Genomic DNA, 15,634 nt, shown 5'->3' with positions numbered 1-15,634 from the left:
CAAGCCTTATACCGGTGCAATTTGGATGCACCATGAGGGGTGACGATTAACCGATGATTAACCGCGTTATCCTTGTGGCAACGGCGGGCGGTGCATAATGTCCGCTTAATCCGTCGCCTTCTTAATCAACATTTTTCTACAGGTCTCACCATGCACGTACTTGTCTGTGAAGATGATGAGCTGATTGCCAGCGGCATTGTAGCCGGCCTGACCGCTCAGGGCCTGACCGTCGAGCATGTGGCCACGGCATCGGCGGCCCGGGCCATGCTCAAGGTTGCCGAGTTCGATGTGATGGTGCTCGACCTTGGGTTGCCGGACGAAGACGGCCTGAAACTGCTGCAGCAGTTGCGCCACCAGGGCCTGGAGATTCCGGTGCTGATCCTGACTGCCCGGGACTCGGTCACCGACCGCGTCGACGGCCTGCAAGCCGGTGCCGATGACTACCTGCTCAAACCCTTCGACCTGCGCGAACTGGCCGCGCGCCTGCACACCCTGCTGCGCCGGGTTGCGGGGCGCAGCGTCAACCTGATCGAGCATGGCGCCCTGAGCTATGACCCCAGCAGCCGGGAAACCCTGTTGGCCGGCCAGCCGGTGGACCTCTCGCGTCGCGAGCAAGCGCTGTTGCAAGCGCTGCTACATAACCGCGGCCGGGTGCTGTCGACCGAGCAACTGAAGGACAGCGTGTACGGTTTCAACGACGAGTTGGAGAGCAACGCGCTGAACGTACATATCCACCATTTGCGCAGCAAACTCGGCAAAGGCATCGTTGAAACCGTGCGCGGCCTCGGCTATCGCCTGGGGCCGGCGGATGGGGCAGGGCCAAGCAAGTGATGAGTCTGCGCCTGCGCCTGAGCCTGACCCTCGGCGCCGCATTTGCACTGATCTGGGCCCTGGCCGCGGCCTGGATGCTCAGCGACCTGCGCAACCAGATGATGTTTTCCCTCGACCAGCGTCTGGTGGCGTCGGCGCGCATGGTGGCCGGGTTGCTGGAGCAGTTGCCGAGCCTGCCGAGCAAGGGCGAGGGCACCCATTTCAGTGCCGAACAACTGAACGTGCCCGGGGGTATGGCCTGCCAGGTCAGCTCGTTGCGCGGCGAAATTCTGGCCCGCAGCCACAATCATCCCGAACAAGCGCTGGAAGCCGAGAAGATGGGCTTCCACGACCAGATGATCGACGGCGCTCCGTGGCGCAGCTTCACCCTGGCTCGGGGCGATGTGCGGATCACCACGGCGGATCGGCAGATCGAGCGCGAGGCCCTGAACATGTCGATTCTGCTGGCGGCCTCGGTGCCGGTGGCGGTGGCGCTGCTCGGCTGCCTGTGCCTGTTGTGGCTGGGGATCGGCCAGGGGCTGGCACCGCTCAACCGTCTGCGCGAAGCCTTGATGCGGCGCAATGCCGACTCGCTGGAACCCTTGCAATTGCAGGCATTTCCCAGTGAATTGAAGCCGTTGTTGGAAACCCAGAACCAACTGTTCCAGCGTATCGGCAAGGCCATCGAACGCGAACGGCGCCTGACCGGCGATGCCGCCCATGAGCTGCGCAGTCCACTGACGGCGATCAAGACCCATCTGCAAGTGGCGCGCATGACCGAGGGCGCGGCCCGCGACCAATCCCTGGCCCGTGCGGAGGAGGGGGCCGATCGTCTGCATCGGACCCTCGAGCAGTTGTTGCTGTTGGCACGGGTCGAGGGCAGCCTGTCGTTCGACGACGGCGTGCAGTGCAATGCCGAGCAGGTCGCCCGCCTGGCCATCCAGGACGCGTCCAGCGGTGATCGCCGGCGGATCCAGTTGCATGTGCCGCCGGGTTGTTCCCAGGCACCGCTGCAGATGCCCGCGGTATTGGCGATTGCCGCCTTGCGTAACCTGCTGGACAACGCGCTGCGGCATACACCCGATGACGGACCGGTGGAGCTGAGCCTGGAAACCACTGCTAATCGAGTGCGCTTCCAGGTCCGTGACCATGGTCCGGGAATTGCCGACGATGACCTGCAGCACCTGACCCAGCGCTTCTGGCGCAACGGCGGGAGCACCGGTTGTGGCCTGGGGTTGGCGATTGTCCAGGCAATTGTCCAGCGCTGCGAATGTGTCCTGCATTTCGACAGCCGTCCTGATGGCTTGCGCGTCGAGCTGACCATGCCGCTCCAGGCCTGACCCCAGGCCCGCAGGAGCAAGGCGTGCCCGCGAAGCAATTGATGCCCCCCGAGCCCGTTGATTCTTCGGTTCAACGGGCTTTTTCGTGTTTGCGCTTCAGGCGCCGTGCTTGATGGCCTGCAAGGTGTAACTCAGCGGCAGGCGCCAAGGTGCCTGCTTGAGGTGGTACTCACCTTGTTCATCGCGGCTCATCTGCCCTGGCAGGGCGTCCCAGGGGATACTCTGATGCTCGACCAATCCGCTAATGGCCAGTCCGTGGTTCAGCAGTGCGCTGATGATCTCCCCCAGGCCGTGGTTCCACTCATGGGTCAGTGTGGCCTTGAGTGAAACGTCGGTATCGACGTAGGTGCTGTCGTCATCCCACACCAGCGGAGTCTCGCGCTCGAAGTAGGGTCGTTCGATGGACAACAGGTCCGCACGGCTTTCATTCAGTGACCAGAGCACTGGATGCCCTTCGCGAATGAACAGCCGGCCACCGGGCTTGAGCAAGCCACTGACAGTGCGCGCCCAGGCGTCGATGCTCGGCAGCCAGCATAAAGCGCCGATGCCGGTGTAGACCAGATCGAAGGAGGCCGCGGGCAATACGGAGCAGGCGTTGTAGACATCCGCTTCGACATAGTCGATCCGCGTGTTACAGCGCTGGGCCAGGGAGCGCGCCTGGACCAGGGCCGCGGGGGAAAAATCCAGCCCGCTCATCTGCGCGCCCAGACGGGCCAGCGACAGGGTATCGGTGCCGATGTGGCACTGCAGGTGCACCCCGCGCAGCCCGCGGATGTTGCCCAGCAATGGCAGGTCGAAGCGCACCACCTGCGACAGATGATCGGCGGCCTCGACGAAGGCCTGGGTCGCGTAGTCCCTGGAGGCCGCATGGAGCGGGGCGCGCTCGTCCCAGTTGGCCTTGTTCAGCGAGATATAGTCACTCATGGTGAAGACCCCATCCTGGTCGGTCCTGATTATGTGCAGGGCAGACTAGCATCGGCTGGGACGGGGTTTCTTGAGGGATTTTGTAAGCGCGGGCACCGGGGCCCGCGCAATCAGGCGGGGCGCTTCAGGACTTCTGCAGCAGGGCGTTGAGTACTTGTTCGATGTTGCCGGACAGTTCGGCCACCGGGTCCACCCCCTCGGTACTCAGGACCAGCAGTTGGCTGCCAGCGGCAGTTATGGCGGCCTGCAGGGCGGCCGACGGCTGGCGATGATGCAGCACCAGTGCCACGTCGTTGTCCTTGAGCGTGGTACTCAGTTGTTGCAGGGCGTCGGCCGTCCACTCGTTATCGGCGCGGGCATCGACACCTACCGGCTCCAGATTGAGGCCACTGATCAGGTAAGCGAAGTGATCGCTGAGGCTGAACACGCTGAGGTTGTCTGCCTCGGCCAGTTTCGCTTCGCTGTCGGCGCTGAGCTTGAGCAGGCGCTGCTTGAGCGCAGCCAGGTTGGCCTCGATCTGCGGTTTGGCTTCTGGCACCAGGCGCACCAGGTCGGCGGCGATTACGTCAGCCATGCGCCCCATGTTGTTGGTGGCCATCCACGGTTGGCTGTTCAGCCCGTCGCTGGTGCCCGGCTGGAGCGCCACGCCAGGCAGCGCGCCATCGACCGGGCGCGCCGCGTCGATTTCAATGATACGGATATTGCTGCGTCGGGCGTTGGGGTACAGCGGGTCATCCGCCCAGATCGAGCGCAGGCCGATCACAGCATCGGCGTCCATGGACAATTTGTGCAGCGCGGGTGCGCCGCGACCCGTGAAGTAGGCGGCCTGGCGCGAGCCGGGGAGGTTGGCCGCAGCCGCCCGTTCCAGGATGATCTCGCTGCCTTCGACCAGGCTGTTGGCCAGTCCATAGGTGATGGGTAACGAGGCCAGCACCCGCACTTTGTGGGCCGAGGTGGCCGCATGCAGCACGGTGTTGCCGACGCCGTTATTGGCTACCAGGCGCATCGGTTCGAAGCGGTCGGTGGCGAAGGTGTTGCTGGTGGCCAGGCCGCACAGGGCGATGGCCAAAGTCAGCTGACGCATGGAGAAAGCCATTTATCCAATATTCCCTTTGAGGCTGGGCACCACACCGCGCGCAATGGCGGCGAGGGCGAAGGCGATACCGGCCACCAGAATGATTGCCGCACCGGACGGAATCGGCAGGTCGAAGACAATCGGCGCGAGAATCCCGCACAGGGTGCTGATGGTGGCGATGAGCACCGAGCACCAGAAAAAGCCCTTGAGCGATTGGCTCAACAGGCGCGCCGCAGCGGCTGGAATAACCAGCAGGGCGCCCACCAGAATTGCGCCGATGACTTTTACTGCCGCCACGGTGATCAGCGTCACCAGGATCACGAACAGGTAGTCGAGGGTTTTCACCGCCACCCCGCGTACGGCCGCCAGTTGTGGGTTGAAGCTGGCCAGCATGATGCGGTTGTACAGTGGCAGGCTCAGGCCCATCACCAGCGTGCCGACGATGGCCAGCACCAGCAGGTCGTTACCGTTGACCGTCAGCACCGAACCGAACAGCACGTTCTCCAGAATGTGCACGTTGATCTTGCCGGCGAGAATCAGCAGCAGGCTCGCGCCCATGGCCAGCGACACTGAGAGAAACACCCCGATCAGGGTGTCCGGTGCCAGGCCGGTGCGGTTGCGCAGGTAGTTGAGCAGTATGCCGAACAACAGGCAGTAGCCGAACAGGCTGCCATAGGGGCCGGTGTAGGGTTCGCCGAGCAGGATGCCGATGGCCACGCCGGTCAGCGCCGCATGGCCGACGGCTTCGGAGAAAAACGCAAAGCGCTTGACCACCACCAGGGTGCCCAGGCCGCCCAGTACCGGGCCGATCAGCAGGCCCGCGAGCAGGGCGTTGACCACAAACCCGTAGGCCAGCGCTTCGGGCAGATAGCCGGAAGATGCCCAGCCCTGGATCATCAAACGAAAGGCTTCGTAACTCATCACGCAGCGCTCCCGCTCGTCCGTGGGTGGGTGGAAAACAGGCTCAGCAAACGCTCCGGGGTCAGGGCCTGTTTGGGTGTGGCATCGAATAGCACCCGGCGATTGAGGCCGGTGACGCGGTCGGCCAGGCGGCCGACGGCTTCCAGGTCGTGCTCGATCCACAGCACGCTGATCCCGGATTGACGCCAGTCTTCCAGCAAACGTTCGAACACCTGGATACCGGCTTCATCGAGGGCCGACATCGGCTCATCGAGCACCAGCAACTGGGGCGCCGGGATCAAGCCCTGCGCCAGCAGAACGCGCTGGCGTTCACCGCCGGATAGCGCGCCCATGCGGCGCTTGCGCTTGTCCTGCATGCCGACCCGTTCCAGGGCTTCGCCGATGGCCACGCTGTAATGCCGGCTGATACCCAGAAACGCCGGACGCCGCTGGCACATCGCGGCCATGAAATCGTCGACGGTCATCGGCAACCCGCGGTCGAACTCCAGGGCCTGTGGCACATAACCGATGGTCCCGGGCTCACCCGGCCATTGCAGGCTCAAGCGGCCCTGGTGGGGCATTTGCCCAAGCAGGGTCTTGATCAGAGAACTCTTGCCACCGCCGTTGGGGCCCACCAACGCATGCACGTTGCCGGGTTGGACCTGGAAGCTGACCTGGTCGAGGATGGTCGTGCGGCCAAGGGTCAGGCTGACGTCGGCGAACTCGATGGCGGGTCCGGCCAGTGGCGTGGTGAGGGTTTGCTGGATGGTCATGCCCCGGCCTCCTGGATCGCTCGGACCACGGTGTCGAGGTTGCCGGTCATTTCCTTTTCATATTTCTCGGCGCTGTATTCACCGTAGGAAATGTGCGACAGCGGGTAGAGTTTTACCCCCGACTCACGCTGGATGGTGTCGACATAGGCGGAGGGGAAATCCATCTCCGAGAAGATCACCTTGACGTCCAGTTCGCGCAGTTGGTCGATGGTTTTTTTCAGTTGGCTCGGGCTCGGCTCAATCCCGTGGGCCGGCTCGACCACGGCTGTCACTTCCAGGCCGAATTCGCGCAACAGGTAGTCGTAGGCCGCGTGGACCGTGGCCACCCGCAGGTCGGCATTGGGCGCCTTGGTCAGTTTGGCCAGGGCGTCGGCCCGCATCTGCCGCAGGCGTTTGCCGTAGGCGCGGGCGTTCTGGGTGTAGGTCTTGGCGTTGGCGGGGTCAAGCTTGCCCAGTTCCCGGGCAATGTTGTTGACCTGGGCAATGGAGGCGCTGATGGACAGGAAAGTGTGCGGGTTCACCACCTTGCCTGCGCCCCGCGCGGCAATCCCGGTGGCCGCCAGCAGCGGCACGTTTTCGTTGGCCTCGATCACCTTGACGTTGGGGGTTTCGCTGGCGGCGATCATGCGGTCGGCGAAGTCGTCGTGGCCGACTCCGTTGAGCACGATTACGTCCAGGCCGGCGATGCGCTTGATGTCCTCGGCACGAGGCTCATAGGCATGGGGATTGAAGCCGGCCGGAATCAACGGCACGACTTCGGCCTTGTCGCCGACGATATTGGCCACGTAGCTGTAGTACGGATGCAAGGTGATGCCGATGCGCAGGCGCTTGGCCTCTTCGGCGCTGGCCAGGGGCATGACCACCAGGGCCAGCAGGCCTGCCAGCAGCAGGCGGGCACGGTACAGAAAACGATGGTGCGCAGATGAACTAGGCATGAGCAAACGGTCTTCTCTGGGGTAAATACGCAAATCAGTGACGATGCTGGCGAGTGACACCGGCGTCGAATTGGGCGACGACCTGCTGCCAACCCGCACTGATCAGCGCGGCATCGGCCAGATCGGCAGGGGCCTGGAGGCTGGCGCTGCGGTTGAGCCAGATATCCGGTTCGGTGTTGCCGTGCGCATTCAGGCGCATCAGGAAGGAACCGGCGACACTTGGTGCCTGGCTCTGCCCGAAGTACGCGCCACTGCCCAGCAACTGCCAGGCGTGAGCGCCACGGCTGACGGAGCTGGCGTCTTGGGCGAAAGGCGCAAAACCCTCGTCGGCCAGGACTTGCGGGGTCGGCAGGGCTTGCTGCTCTTCACGCAGCAGGTGGATTTCATCGAGGGTCACCCGCAGGTCGGCATAAATGCCTTGCTCCGAGGCGCCGAGATCGCGCCGCGCATCCAGTTGATGGGTTTGCACGCTGCTGACCACCTCGGGCTCGCCACGCCAGAGCACCACGGAGCCGGCAACCGCGAGAATCGCCAGGCACAGCAACAGTACGTAGAGGGTTTCATGGCCGGCACCGGCCGGGCGGACGAGCTGTGTGGTGGGCGTACTCATGGGGCCTCGATATCCGCTTGGTCGATCTCGACCACGTGGCCTGGGCCGGCGTCGAACAAGACATAGAACTCGGATCCGGGCTTCTTGAAGGTCAGGGTCGAGTCGGCGCCGAGTTTGCCCGGCACCAGGATGGTTTCGTCATAGCCGATCACATCCAGGGTCACGCCAGGTGCGCCACTGCCATCGGAGAAGCCGCCGGTGCATTGGATCTGCTCGGCGTCGATGGCCTTGCATTCGCACATCGGGTTGTGGGCCAGCGCCTGGGCACTGAAGCCCGCGCCGAGGGCCAGGGCCAGCGCACTGCCAAGCAGGCGCAAAGGGGTCAAGCTGCGGGCAACGGTCATGGTTTGCCTCCTTGTTTGTTCAGCCAGGCGATAGTGGCCGGGGATGCTTGGGCAAGCGGCACGGCCGCCTGATGCATGCTGCCGTCCCAGCCTTCCATGGTGATCCAGATTTCGGCGTCGGTTTTGCTCTTCTCGGGGATCGGCAAGGTCGCGCCCATGCGATAGGGGGCGCCGAAGAAAATCACCCCGGCGGCGCGCAGGCTGCGGGGTTTGCCAATGCGCAGGTAAGTCGCCTTGACCTGGCCGATGCAGGATTGGCACAGCGCCGCGTTAAAGCTCTTCATGTAGCCGGCCGGGCCTGACAGTTGCGGCTCCTGATTGCGCAGTTCGGCCAGGCGCAGGCTCCAGGGGCCGACCTGGATTTCACCGACTTCCCGCTCACCCAGGCCGCTGTCGCCGCGAAACAGCGCGACGTCGGCGAAGTACTTGGGCATGAACCCCAGTGGAATCAGGAGCAGCAGGATGTTGATGTGAAAGCGCCATTTACGCCAGAACACGCTCAGGCGCGAAGGAGTGACTGCGGTGATGGCTTTGCTCACAGGTTACCCTCCGGCGAGTTGTCGTTCATGGCTGCCACTGGCTGTTCGACCTTGGCCGGGCGGGGCGTCTTGTTGCTGCGCTTCAGCGCGTGGGCGGTGGCCAGGGCGGTGCGTTTGGTCCAGATCAGCAAGCCGCTGAGCACCATCATGCTGAGGACCAGGCCGAAGAAGAACCAGATCAGCTTTATCCACAGGCCGCCGAAGTCACCGGTGTGCAACGGGCGCATGGATTCGGTGACGAACTCCAGGCCGGTGCGGTCCGAGAGCAGCCGCGAGGCATCGATGTCGCCGTTGTAGGGGTTGATCGTGGCGGTCTGGAACATCAGTGGATACCAGCCACGGCCACCGATGTTGAGGTGGCTGTAGGCGTTGCTCGGCAGGCTGACGAAGCTCACTTCCAAACCGGGGATTTTCTCCTGGGCGATCAGGATGGCGTTGTCCAGGTCGAGCATTTTCGGCGGGGAGCCATCAGCCGACAGGGGCACGCTTTCGCGGGCGACCACCGGGACTACCGGCTCGCTGGAGATGGAAATTTGGTTGTCGAACAACAGGGCTTGGATCAGGAACCAGATGCCGGTGATGGAAATCACCGCGATGAACCAGATCGACCAGATGCCGCTCAGGCGATGGAAGTCGCCCCAGAAGATCCGCGCTCCGTGGTTGAACCGCAGGGTGGGCTTGAAGAAACCCTTCCAGAACTTCTTGTACACCACCAGGCCAGTGATCAATGACACCAGCAGTGGAATGCCGAGGAACGACACCAGGTACCAGCCCCAGCTGAAACCGTTGGTAAAGGGCACCAGCCACCAGCCATGCAGTGCACGGGTAAAGGCCTGGAAGTTGAAGTCCGGGCTGATTCCTTGAATCACGCCACTGTAGGGGTTCACATAGACCTCGACCGAGCGCCCGTCCGGGTAGCTCACCTGGGCTGACAGGGCGAAGTGCGATTCATCCGGGCGGCTGATGGATTCGACGATGGTGAGTGGTTCGGCCTGCTTGATTGCGGCAATGACCTGGTCATAGCTCAACAGTTCGGCGTCGTCGGATGGTTGGCCGGCACGTATGTCCGGATTGGCCAGCCAGACGATCTCCTGGCTGACTACCGCCAGGGTGCCGGTGACGCAGACGATCAGTACAAAGAACCAGATGGGCAATGCCAGCCAGCTGTGCACCAGAAACCACAGTTTGGAACGGGACTTCTTCGACATGAATGAGGGTCTTGATTCGATGAGAGGAGCGGTGTGGATGCACCGTGATTCCCGAAAAAGCCGGCCGTAGCTTTTGCCTACGCGACCTGCTGCATCTATTTAAGACGAATGAGAATCAAAAATCCCGAAAAACAATATGAAAGCAAATGTTTCCAAGACGCATTCATGGCTGCAGGCGGAGCAATCGTTGGCCCTGGCTTGTCAGCAAAAACAATCGCCAGCGCCCCGAAAACAAGCACTCAGGCTGAAGATTGTGGTTCGCGGGCAAGCCAGTTCCTATAGGGGCTGGGGATTATTGCTGATTGAACATGTCCTTGGCGCGCTGTTCGATCTGCTCCTGAGTCAGGTCTTCCTTGCGGGTGGCCAGAAACCACAAATGGCCGTAGGGGTCTTTCAGGGTGCCCGAACGGTCGCCGTAGAACTGGTCCTTGACCTCGGACACCACGATGCCACCGGCGTTGATTGCCTGGGCGTAGCTTTGATCCACATCCTGGACATACAGATGCAGGCCGACTGAGGGCGAGGTGTCGGGATTGCTCAAGGGGCCTTGGTCGCACGGCGTGCCAAGCATGATCGGGCAGTCGCCGATACGCAGTTCGGCATGGCCGATGCTGCCGTCGGGCATCGACAGGCGCATGACCTCAGTGGCGCCAAAGGCTTTTTTGTAGAACTCGATGGCTTCGGCAGCTTTGTAGATTCCCAGGTAAGGCGTGATGCTGTGATAACCCTCCGGGATGGGTTTAACGCTCATGACGGTTCTCCAGGGTGGGTGGGGGATGGCGCACTGTTTCTCGCCGATTTGCGGTCGAGTAACTATAGGCCAGCCCTGATGCCGCCACGGATCGGCCGACGGGTTGCTGCATGGCCAGCAAGTGGCTATCAATCAGGGGCTATCAATGACCCGGTACCAGCAACTGCGCGCCGGCGCCTTGCTCACCCAGCACATCCCCGTAGTTGCGCAGCGGGCAGGCCTCCATCGACAAGCAACCGCAACCGATACAGCCATTGAGTTTGTCGCGCAGCAGGCTCAGTTGACGGATCCGTTCATCAAGGTCATTGCTCCATTTTTCCGACAGCAGTTTCCAGTCTGCCGCCGTCGGCGCGCGATGGTCAGGCAGGGACTTGAGGGCCGCACCGATTTCCGCCAGGGGAATGCCCAGGCGTTGGGCCACTTTGATCAACGCCACCCGGCGCAGCACTTCCCGTGGGTAACGACGCTGGTTGCCCGGGTTGCGGTTGCTGTGGATCAGCCCCTTGGACTCATAGAAGTGCAGGGCGGTAACCGCCACGCCACTGCGCTGCGCCAGTTGCCCGACACTCAACTCTTTGTACAGGTGTTCCTTGCTGATCATTTCAATTGCCACTTGACCTTGACTTAACTAGAGGTTTTATCCTGCCAACCTTCAATTCGCAAGATGCGACTTACGTGCCAGGGGGAATCCTCATGCAATCGATAGAGAACAATCGCAGTTTTACCCAACTGATCGAATTCGAGATCGAGCCCCACCAACAACATGGCCTGGTGTCGGCGTTATCCGCCCAGACCGAGCGACTGGCCCAGCACCACAGCGGCTTTCTCAGCGCCAGTGTGCAGGCCAGCGATGACGGACGGCGAGTGCTCAATTACCTGCAGTGGCAAACCCGTGAGGCAGGCGAGGCGGCGTTTCGCAGTTTCGAAAGCGGTGAGCAGGATTTCTGGCAGTTGATCCGCACCCATCAGGCCAAGGGTGTGACCTTCGGCTCGTTCCAGGTTCTGCGCAGCATTGAGCGCAGCCCGGACAATGCCTTGCAATGCAGCCTGGTGGGCTAGGACGCGTTAACGCGCAAAAAACTCGATAAGGACTATCGAGCGCGATGATTTTTCTCGAGAAAGGCTGGGGCGTAGCCTGTGTCCATTGCTTCAGGACAGCTCTCAGGAACCGCCCCCATGAATCATTTGCCCAGCGCCACATTGTTGTTGATCGCCTCGCTGCTTGCCGGTTGCGCCACTCACCCGGCCCCGGAACTGCGGCCTTATTCGGCCGAGGAAAGCCGCGAACTGGCATTGGAAGCGCTGAGTCGTCGTGGCTTGTCGTTTGATGAATACCAGGCGAAAAAGGCCCAGTTGCTACCCCAGCCAAGCAAAGCCAGCGGATTTGACCCACAGGCCGAGATGAACGCCGAGCGCTCCCCACAACTGCACGGCCGGGCGAGTTGAGCGACTGTACTGCTTGAAGTTTTTGCTAACTGTGCGTGCCCGCCGTGTGGACGCTGCGATAGGGTCGAGTCCTGACTGACCTGATGGAATCGCACCATGACCCTCTCCCTGGATGTACTGCTCGGCTTTGCTCTGTTTGCCCTGGTGACTTCGATCACGCCCGGGCCGAACAACACCATGTTGCTGGCCTCCGGGGTCAATTTCGGCTTTAACCGTACCATCCCGCACATGCTGGGGATTACCTGCGGCTTTTTTGTCCTGGTGCTGGCCGTGGGGTTTGGCCTGGGAGCGGTATTTCAAACCTATCCGCTGCTTTATAACGTGCTGCGTTTTGTCGGCGCAGCCTACTTGCTGTACCTGGCGTGGAAGATTGCCCACGCAGGGCCGGTCTCGGACAGCGAAGAGGGGCGCGGCCAGCCCATCAGCTACCTGGGCGCGGCGGCCTTCCAGTGGGTCAATCCCAAGGCCTGGATCATGGCAATTGGTGCCATCAGTACCTATACACCGCTGCAGGGCTACTTCACCAATGTGATTGTGATCGCGGCCGTGTTTGCCCTGATCAACCTGCCCAGCGTTGGTGTCTGGGTGGTCTGTGGCTCGCTGTTGCGCAATGTCCTGCGGGACCGGCGCTGGCTGCGCCTGTTCAACTGGGGCATGGCATTGTTGCTGGTGGCTTCGCTGTACCCCATGTTGCAGCAGAGCTTTGGCTGACTGGTGCTTCAACCCGGTGGCAGATGCCTGTTAAGCTCAACTTCAGGAGCGTTCCTACGCACTTTTAATGAAGTTGTCCTTCTTTAACTGCATCCGATCAGGTATTGCTGGAACTCCTGCCGTCATGCGCCATCGCAAGCGAGCGCCGCAAGCCGGCGCCGCAAGCGGGCACCGCGCAGTGAGTGCATCCGCCGCACCTGATCCCGGAACCTGCTCTGCGAGCCTTTTTTATGAATACACGTCCTTTATATTTTGATTACGCCGCCACCACGCCGGTGGATGAGCGGGTCATCCAGGTGATGGTCGATTGTCTGGGCTTCAACGGCAACTTCGGCAACCCAGCCTCCAGCTCCCATGCCTTTGGCCAGCAGGCCCGCTGTTCGGTCGAACTGGCGCGTCAGCAAGTCGCCGACCTGGTGGGCGCGCAGGCATCCCAGATCGTCTGGACCTCCGGCGCCACAGAATCCAACAACCTGGCCCTCAAGGGGGTGGCCCAGGCCCGCCAACAGCCGGGCGGGCACATCATCACCAGCCAGATTGAACACAAGGCGATCCTCGATACGGCCAGGCAATTGCAGGATGCCGGGGTCGATGTGACTTATCTGCTGCCCGACGCCGATGGCCTGATCACCGCGCAAGCGGTCAGCGCGGCGCTGCGCGAAGACACCTTCCTGGTGTCGCTGATGCTGGTCAACAACGAGTTGGGCACCGTCAACGACATCCCGGCCATCGGCCAGCGCGTGCGCGAACACGGGGCCTTGTTCCACGTCGATGCCGCCCAGGGCGCGGGCAAGGTGACGATTGACCTTGCGCGGTGGCCGGTCGACCTGATGTCGTTTTCCGCCCACAAGATCTACGGCCCCAAGGGCATCGGCGCGCTCTACGTCGGCCCGCGGGCCGAGCAGCGCCTGCAGGCGCAGATCCATGGTGGCGGACACGAAGGCGGCTTACGCTCCGGCACCCTGGCGACTCATCAGATCGCGGGCATGGGTGCTGCCTTTGCATTGGCGGCCGAACATTTTGCCGAGGAGGCCGGGATCATCTCGCAGTTGCGCGAGCGCTTGCTGGAGCAACTCGGTGGCATCGCGGGCCTGCGGCTCAATGGCAGTCCGAGCCAGCGTATTCCCCACACCCTGAGCCTGACCTTCCACGAAGGCGAGTTCAATGCCCAGGCGTTGAGCGCTTCGATAGCGTTCTCCGCGACCTCGGCCTGCAATTCCGCTAGCAACGCTCCCTCCCATGTGCTCCTGGCCCTGGGCCACGATGCCCGGGCGGCGGGGCGCACGATTCGCTTGAGCCTTGGGCGCTTCACCCGAGAGCAGGATATCGATCAGGCCGCCCAGTTGATCAAGGCGGCAACCGCCAGTGCACCGGCGTTCTGGGCGACCGCCCAACCCTGATGCGCCGACCATAAGTCAGCGCCCTATAACAATATTGAAGTGGTTAGCAGGAGACATGATGAGTACGCAGCCTTTGACCCAGGGAACGGTCCCCCAGCGCCTGGCGCGCACCCGCGAGCTGATGAGCCGGGAGGGTATTCACGCGTTGCTGGTGCCGTCGGCCGATCCCCATCTGTCGGAGTACCTGCCGGGTTACTGGCAAGGGCGGCAGTGGCTGTCGGGCTTTCATGGATCGGTCGGGACCCTGATCGTCACCCAGGACTTTGCCGGCATCTGGGCCGACAGCCGTTACTGGGAACAGGCGGGCAAGGAACTCAAGGGCAGCGGTATCGAGTTGGTGAAACTGCAACCGGGCCAGCCGGGACCTCTGGAGTGGCTGGCCGAGCAAACGCCGGAAGGCTGCGTGGTAGCGGTGGATGGCGCGGTTATGGCCGTTGCCTCGGCGCGTACCCTGGGTAGCAAGCTGGAAGAGCGCGGGGCACGCCTGCGCACCGATCTCGACCTGTTGAGCGAAGTCTGGAGCGATCGCCCGAGCTTGCCGGACCAACCGATTTATCAGCACTTGCCACCCCAGGCGACCGTCAGCCGTGGCGACAAGCTCGCAACATTGCGCGAAACCCTGCTCGCCCGCGGTGCCGATTGGCACTTCATCGCCACCCTCGACGACATTGCCTGGCTGTTCAACCTGCGTGGCGCCGATGTGTCGTTCAACCCGGTATTCGTGTCCTTTGCGCTGATCAGCCAGCAGCAGGCAACCTTGTTTGTGGCCTTGAGCAAGGTCGATGCGCCACTGCGGGCGATCATCGAGCAGGACGGCGTGACGCTGCGCGATTACAGCGAAGTGGCTGCGGCCTTGGCGGCCATTCCGGGTGGCAGCAGCCTGCAGATCGACCCGGCGCGGGTCACAGCCGGCCTGCTGGGCAACCTGCACAGCGGCGTGAAGCTGGTGGAGGGTTTGAACCCGACCACCCTGGCCAAGTCGCAGAAAAGCCTGGCCGATGCCGAGCACATTCGCCAGGCCATGGAGCAGGACGGCGCAGCTCTCTGCGAGTTCTTCACCTGGCTCGACAGCGCGCTGGGGCGCGAGCGTATTACTGAGCTGACCATTGACGAACACCTGACCGCGGCCCGGACCCGACGCCCGGGTTATGTCTCGCTGAGCTTCAACACCATTGCCGCCTACAACGCCAACGGTGCCATGCCGCATTATCACGCGACCGAAGAAGAGCATGCGGTGATTGAAGGCGACGGCCTGCTGCTGATCGATTCCGGCGGCCAGTATCTGGGCGGCACCACCGACATTACTCGGATGGTCCCGGTCGGCACGCCGACTGCCGAGCAGAAACGCGACTGCACCCGAGTCCTCAAGGGCGTGATCGCCCTGTCCCGTGCGCAGTTTCCGCGGGGCATTCTCTCGCCGCTGCTCGACGCCATTGCGCGGGCGCCGATCTGGGCCGAAAGCGTGGATTACGGTCATGGCACCGGGCATGGCGTCGGGTACTTCCTCAATGTGCACGAAGGCCCGCAGGTGATTGCCTATCAGGCGGCGGCCGCGCCACAGACCGCGATGCAGCCGGGGATGATTACCTCCATCGAGCCTGGCACTTATCGTCCGGGGCGCTGGGGGGTACGTATCGAGAACCTGGTGTTGAACCGCGAGGCGGGCAGCAGCGAATTTGGTCAGTTCCTCAAGTTCGAAACCCTGACCCTGTGTCCGATCGACACCCGCTGCCTGGAAACCTCCTTGCTGACCGAGGATGAGCGCGAGTGGTTCAACGGCTATCACGCCGAAGTGCGCCGGCGCCTGAGCCCGTTGCTCGAAGGGCCAGCGCTTGAGTGGTTGCTCACGCGCACTGCTGCCATTTGAC

18 protein-coding genes are annotated in these 15,634 nt (G+C 62.6%); 7 read left to right on the top strand and 11 right to left on the bottom strand.

All coding sequences use genetic code 11. The features are described from left to right. Window positions 1-150: 150 nt before the first annotated feature. A complete protein-coding gene (locus QMK50_RS05875; protein WP_095168216.1) occupies window positions 151-831 on the top strand; it encodes a response regulator in 681 nt (226 codons plus the stop codon). Then, window positions 831-2,150, top strand: a complete 1,320-nt coding sequence (locus tag QMK50_RS05870) for an ATP-binding protein (RefSeq protein ID WP_095168217.1) — start codon at window positions 831-833, stop codon at window positions 2,148-2,150. The genes QMK50_RS05875 and QMK50_RS05870 overlap by 1 nt, the downstream gene beginning before the upstream one ends. 96 nt (window positions 2,151-2,246) lie before the next feature. On the opposite strand, the gene QMK50_RS05865 is transcribed toward QMK50_RS05870, so the two are convergent. The 11 genes from QMK50_RS05865 to soxR form a co-directional block, all read right to left on the bottom strand. Next, window positions 2,247-3,074, bottom strand: coding sequence for a class I SAM-dependent methyltransferase (locus tag QMK50_RS05865; protein ID WP_320332758.1), 828 nt, complete (start codon window positions 3,072-3,074; stop codon window positions 2,247-2,249). 124 nt (window positions 3,075-3,198) lie between these two features. Beyond that, window positions 3,199-4,170 carry a metal ABC transporter solute-binding protein, Zn/Mn family gene (locus QMK50_RS05860; RefSeq protein WP_320332757.1) on the bottom strand — a complete coding sequence of 324 codons (972 nt, stop codon included), beginning with the start codon at window positions 4,168-4,170 and terminating at the stop codon, window positions 3,199-3,201. Beyond that, window positions 4,171-5,070: a metal ABC transporter permease gene (locus QMK50_RS05855; RefSeq protein WP_095168223.1), complete on the bottom strand. Its 900-nt coding sequence runs from the start codon at window positions 5,068-5,070 to the stop codon at window positions 4,171-4,173. After that, window positions 5,070-5,822 (bottom strand): metal ABC transporter ATP-binding protein, encoded by a 753-nt coding sequence (locus tag QMK50_RS05850; RefSeq protein WP_320332756.1) that lies wholly within the window; start codon window positions 5,820-5,822, stop codon window positions 5,070-5,072. The genes QMK50_RS05855 and QMK50_RS05850 overlap by 1 nt, the downstream gene beginning before the upstream one ends. Beyond that, complete coding sequence (locus QMK50_RS05845; RefSeq protein ID WP_095168226.1) at window positions 5,819-6,757, bottom strand: metal ABC transporter substrate-binding protein; 939 nt, start codon at window positions 6,755-6,757, stop codon at window positions 5,819-5,821. The genes QMK50_RS05850 and QMK50_RS05845 overlap by 4 nt, the downstream gene beginning before the upstream one ends. 34 nt (window positions 6,758-6,791) lie before the next feature. Further along, window positions 6,792-7,367, bottom strand: a complete 576-nt coding sequence (locus QMK50_RS05840; protein WP_320332755.1) for a DUF6162 family protein — start codon at window positions 7,365-7,367, stop codon at window positions 6,792-6,794. Then, window positions 7,364-7,711 (bottom strand): hypothetical protein, encoded by a 348-nt coding sequence (locus tag QMK50_RS05835; RefSeq protein ID WP_256585454.1) that lies wholly within the window; start codon window positions 7,709-7,711, stop codon window positions 7,364-7,366. The genes QMK50_RS05840 and QMK50_RS05835 overlap by 4 nt, the downstream gene beginning before the upstream one ends. Further along, on the bottom strand, window positions 7,708-8,250 hold the full coding sequence (locus tag QMK50_RS05830) for a thiamine pyrophosphate-binding protein (protein WP_159997219.1): 543 nt from the start codon (window positions 8,248-8,250) through the stop codon (window positions 7,708-7,710). Before QMK50_RS05830 ends, QMK50_RS05835 begins: the two co-directional genes overlap by 4 nt. Then, window positions 8,247-9,458, bottom strand: coding sequence for a PepSY-associated TM helix domain-containing protein (locus QMK50_RS05825; protein ID WP_095168231.1), 1,212 nt, complete (start codon window positions 9,456-9,458; stop codon window positions 8,247-8,249). The genes QMK50_RS05830 and QMK50_RS05825 overlap by 4 nt, the downstream gene beginning before the upstream one ends. Window positions 9,459-9,750: 292 nt before the next feature. Next, a complete protein-coding gene (locus QMK50_RS05820) occupies window positions 9,751-10,209 on the bottom strand; it encodes a VOC family protein (RefSeq protein WP_320332754.1) in 459 nt (152 codons plus the stop codon). Between the two features lie 142 nt (window positions 10,210-10,351). Further along, on the bottom strand, window positions 10,352-10,810 hold the full coding sequence (gene soxR, locus QMK50_RS05815; RefSeq protein WP_320332753.1) for a redox-sensitive transcriptional activator SoxR: 459 nt from the start codon (window positions 10,808-10,810) through the stop codon (window positions 10,352-10,354). Window positions 10,811-10,902: 92 nt separating this feature from the next. On the opposite strand from soxR, the gene QMK50_RS05810 reads away from it, so the two are divergent. The 5 genes from QMK50_RS05810 to QMK50_RS05790 all read left to right on the top strand — a co-directional run bounded on the left by QMK50_RS05810 (window position 10,903) and on the right by QMK50_RS05790 (window position 15,633). Continuing rightward, on the top strand, window positions 10,903-11,268 hold the full coding sequence (locus QMK50_RS05810) for an antibiotic biosynthesis monooxygenase (protein WP_095168236.1): 366 nt from the start codon (window positions 10,903-10,905) through the stop codon (window positions 11,266-11,268). 117 nt (window positions 11,269-11,385) lie between these two features. After that, window positions 11,386-11,655 (top strand): hypothetical protein, encoded by a 270-nt coding sequence (locus QMK50_RS05805; protein WP_159997217.1) that lies wholly within the window; start codon window positions 11,386-11,388, stop codon window positions 11,653-11,655. A gap of 96 nt (window positions 11,656-11,751) precedes the next feature. Further along, entirely contained in the window at window positions 11,752-12,366 is a 615-nt protein-coding gene (locus QMK50_RS05800) for a LysE family translocator (RefSeq protein ID WP_095168240.1), read from the top strand. 230 nt (window positions 12,367-12,596) lie between these two features. Then, on the top strand, window positions 12,597-13,766 hold the full coding sequence (locus QMK50_RS05795) for a cysteine desulfurase family protein (RefSeq protein WP_320332752.1): 1,170 nt from the start codon (window positions 12,597-12,599) through the stop codon (window positions 13,764-13,766). A 58-nt stretch (window positions 13,767-13,824) separates the two neighbouring features. Further along, window positions 13,825-15,633 (top strand): aminopeptidase P family protein, encoded by a 1,809-nt coding sequence (locus tag QMK50_RS05790; protein WP_320332751.1) that lies wholly within the window; start codon window positions 13,825-13,827, stop codon window positions 15,631-15,633. Window position 15,634 lies beyond the last annotated feature (1 nt).

The sequence above is a fragment of the Pseudomonas sp. P5_152 genome (genome assembly GCF_033989915.1).
Lineage (GTDB): Bacteria > Pseudomonadota > Gammaproteobacteria > Pseudomonadales > Pseudomonadaceae > Aquipseudomonas.
Note: the sequence above shows the minus strand (reverse complement) of the source record. Positions and strands in the feature narration are given on the sequence as shown.